General features: G+C 67.6%; 2 protein-coding genes and 1 pseudogene. All 3 read left to right on the forward strand.

The genetic code is table 11. The features are described 5' to 3' along the window. Positions 1–129 (forward strand): annotated as a pseudogene (locus tag RR928_RS24615) (tripartite tricarboxylate transporter substrate binding protein); the annotation flags it as partial. Positions 130–281: 152 nt separating this feature from the next. Next, positions 282–1,883 carry a gamma-glutamyltransferase family protein gene (locus tag RR928_RS24620; protein ID WP_332684696.1) on the forward strand — a complete coding sequence of 534 codons (1,602 nt, stop codon included), beginning with the start codon at positions 282–284 and terminating at the stop codon, positions 1,881–1,883. A 212-nt stretch (positions 1,884–2,095) separates the two neighbouring features. Next, a partial coding sequence (sigJ, locus tag RR928_RS24625; protein ID WP_332684698.1) for an RNA polymerase sigma factor SigJ occupies positions 2,096–2,957 on the forward strand: 862 nt, incomplete at its 3' end.

The raw sequence follows: 2,957 nt of genomic DNA on the forward strand, positions 1-2,957 counted from the left end.
GCCAGCCTGGCCAAGCAGGGCGTGGAGCCCGCCAAGGCGCAGACGCCCGCCCAGTTCGCCGCCATGGTGCAGGCCGACAGCGCACGCTGGGCCAAGGTCATCAAGGACAACCGGATCACTTTGGAATAAAGCACCCCCCTGAGTCGCTTCGCGCCTTCCCCCTCTCTTGCTACGCGGGAGGGGGACCACGCCCTCGCTGCGGGGCGGCCCTTGCTCGGCGTGTGCCGATGGGCGCGCCAGTTTTGTGTGCAGCGCACTTGAATCACTGATCGGACTTAGATATGACAAACCTCGTCAAAGACTGGACGCTTCCCTATGCCTCGCAGCGCTCGCCGGTGCTGGGCCGCAACGTGGTCAGCACTTCGCAGCCTCTGGCCGCACAGGCCGGCCTTTCCATGCTGCTGGCCGGCGGCAACGCCGTGGACGCGGCGCTGGCTGCGGCGATGACGCTCACCGTGGTCGAGCCCACAGGCTGCGGCATAGGCAGCGACGGCTTTGCCATTATCTGGGACGGCAAGGAGCTGCACGGCCTCAATGCCTCGGGTCGCTCGCCAGAGGGCTGGACGCCCGAATACTTTGCCCAGCTCGGCGGTATCCCCGAAAAAGGCTGGAATGCCGTGACGGTACCCGGCGCCGTGTCGGCCTGGGTGGCACTGTCCCAGCGCTTTGGCAAACTGCCTTTCGCTCAGGTGGCGCAGCCGGCCATAGCCTATGCGCGCAACGGCTTTGCGGTCTCGCCCACGATTGCCACGCTGTGGGAGCTGGGCGGCAAGAAGCTGGGCGATCAGCCCGGCTTTGCCGAATGCTTTCTGCCCGACGGCCGTGCGCCCAGAGCCGGCGAAGTGTTCAAGAGCGAAGCCCATGCGCGCACGCTGGAGGAGATTGCCGCGACCATGGGCGAGTCCTTCTACCGTGGCGCGCTGGCGCAAAAAATGGCCGCGCATTCGCGAGCCTGCGGCGGCGTGATGACCGAGCAAGACCTGGCCGCGCACCAGGCCGAATGGGTGGGCACGGTGTCGCAGAAGTTCGGTGATTCGGTGATCCACGAGATTCCGCCCAACGGCCAGGGCATTGCGGCGCTGATGGCGCTGGGCATGCTGGATGAATTGGGCGTCGGAGAGCAGCCGCTGGACGGAGTGGACAGCGTCCACCTGCAGATCGAGGCCATGAAGCTGGCCTTTGCCGATCTGCACCAGCACAACGCCGACCTGGAGCATATGCGCGTCACCCCCGCGCAGCTGCTGGACCGCGACTATCTGCGCGAGCGCGCCCAGCTTATTGATCGTGACAAGGCCAGCCTGCCAAGCTATGGCGCACCGCGTCCCGGCGGTACGGTCTATCTGGCGGCGGCCGATGCCAGCGGCATGATGGTCTCCTTCATCCAGTCCAACTACATGGGCTTCGGCTCGGGCGTGGTCGTGCCGGGCACGGGCATCAGCCTGCAGAACCGCGGCCACGGCTTTACCACCGAGGCTGGCCATGTCAATGAGGTCGGCCCGCGCAAGCGCCCCTCGCACACCATCATTCCGGCCTTTGCCATGAAGGCCGACGGCACGCCGCAAATGGCTTTCGGCGTCATGGGCGGACCTATGCAAAGCCAGGGCCATTTGCAGATGGCGCTGCGCGTGCTGCGCTACGGCCAGAACCCACAGGCTGCGGCCGATGCACCGCGCTGGCGCGTGACCGGCGGCAAAGGCGTGGCGGTGGAGCCGACCTTCGACGCCGCCGTGGTGGAACAGCTGCGCGCGCGCGGCCATGAAGTCAGCGTAGAGGCCGGTCACGGCGTGTTCGCCTTTGGCGGCGCACAACTGGTGCTGCGCGACGGCGAGCACTATATTGCCGGCTCCGACCCGCGCAAGGATGGTTGCGCCGTGGGGTATTGATCCCCCCTGAGCCGCTGAGCGGCTTCCCCCCAGGGGCGACGTGCAACGGGACTACGGCATCGCTGCGGGGCGGCCCTTGCTTGCCGTACCTGGTCTGGGGCGCGCCGGTTTTAAGCCGGCACTCTGTCACAAAGTACGCTGGTTCTGCGTCTAAGGCTTGAGGCCTGTCACACTGGGTGGCCGGCCCTCAGCCTATTTGCAGGAGACCCCCCGTGAGCCCCACTTCCCACGCTGTGCCGTCCGCCGATGCGGGACTGCAGGAATTCGAGCGCCATCGGCGGCGTTTGTTCGGCCTGGCCTATCGCATGCTGGGCCAGCGGGCCGAGGCCGAGGATCTGGTGCAGGATGTCTGGCTGCGCTGGCAGGACAGCGAGCGTGCCGTCATTGCCCAGCCCGAGGCTTGGCTGGTGACCACGGCCACGCGGCTGGCCATAGACCGGCTGCGGCGCCTGCGCGTGGAGCGCGAGCACTATGCAGGTTTCTGGTTGCCCGAGCCGCTAGTCCAGCCCTGGACCGAGGCGGCACCTTCGGCCGAGGACTTGCTGGAGCGGGCCCACGATGTTTCCACCGCGCTGCTGTTTGTGTTGGAGCAGCTCACTCCCGAGGAGCGCGCGGCTTTTTTGCTGCGCGAGGTCTTCGATGCCGACTATGCCGAAGTGGCCCAGGCCCTGGGCCGCAGCGAGGCCGCCTGTCGTCAACTGGTGCACCGCGCACGGGCCCATGTGAAGGCCGGACGGCCGCGCTTTGATGCGCCGGCCGAAGCCCATGCCGAGCTGCTGCGCCGCTTTGCCCAGGCCGCGCAGGGCGGAGATCTGGCGCAGATCCAGGCCCTCTTTGCCCCCGATGCCGCGCTGATCAGCGACGGCGGCGGCAAGGTGGCTTCCTTTGGCCGCGTGCTGGAAACCGGGCGCCGCCTGGCGCTGCTGTACTTCGCCACGGCTCGGCGCCTGCGCCGCGACGGGCAGGTGCAGACTCTGCAGCTGGTACGGGTCAACGGCTTGCCGGGTCTGCTGCGCTGTGTGGACGGCAAGGTGGAGTCGGTGCAGACGCTGCTGGTCGAGGACGGGCTGATCC

It is taken from the genome of Comamonas sp. (assembly GCF_036666375.1).
Lineage (GTDB): Bacteria > Pseudomonadota > Gammaproteobacteria > Burkholderiales > Burkholderiaceae_C > Comamonas.